General features: G+C 48.8%; 1 protein-coding gene. It reads left to right on the top strand.

Annotated features, from left to right (window positions below):
* Window positions 1-854: hypothetical protein (locus AB1K89_RS18230; RefSeq protein WP_489686577.1), on the top strand; the 854-nt coding region annotated here is incomplete at both ends.

The raw sequence follows: 854 nt of genomic DNA, 5'->3' as shown, positions 1-854 counted from the left end.
GCTGACGAAGAAGAAGCTGTTGACGCTCCAGCTGACGAAGAAGAAGCTGTAGATGCACCTGCTGACGAAGAAGAAGCTGTTGACGCTCCAGCTGACGAAGAAGAAGCTGTTGATGCACCTGCTGACGAAGAAGAAGCTGTTGACGCTCCAGCTGACGAAGAAGAAGCTGTTGACGCTCCGGCTGACGAAGAAGATTCTAATGAAGCACCTGTAAATGAAGACGAAGCTACGGATGTACCTGTAGATGAAGAAGCTACAGATGCACCAGCTGACGAAGAAGAAGCAGAAGTAGACGCTGAAGAAACAGAAAAGCCAGCTGACGAGAATATCACTGAAGATACTACGTCAACTGACCAAACCGATTCTATTATAACAGACGACGCAATCAATGAGTACAAATCAATCTTACAAAATTATGTAAGTTTGATCGACTACTATAACCTTGCTATCCAAAACCAACTTGGTATCGTTTTACCAGGTGAAGAAACAGAAGAAGTACCTACTGAAGGCGAAGATGCTACAGAAGACGGTACAATTGAATTACCTGCTGGAGACGAAGATGTAGCGGAAGAGCCTGTTGAAGGTGACGACGCTGTCGAAGGCGAAGAGCCTGTTGAAGGCGAAGACGCTGTTGAAGGCGAAGACGCCGTTGAAGGCGAAGACGCCGTTGAAGGCGAAGAAGCTGTCGAAGGCGAAGAAGCCGTCGAAGGCGAAGACGCTGTTGAAGGCGAAGACGCTGTTGAAGGCGAAGACGCTGTTGAAGGCGAAGACGCTGTTGAAGGCGAAGACGCTGTTGAAGGCGAAGACGCTGTTGAAGGCGAAGACGCTGTTGAAGGCGAAGACGCTGTTGAAGG

Source organism: Sporosarcina pasadenensis, from assembly GCF_047228845.1.
GTDB lineage: Bacteria > Bacillota > Bacilli > Bacillales_A > Planococcaceae > Sporosarcina.
This window is presented reverse-complemented; position numbering and strand designations above follow the sequence as displayed.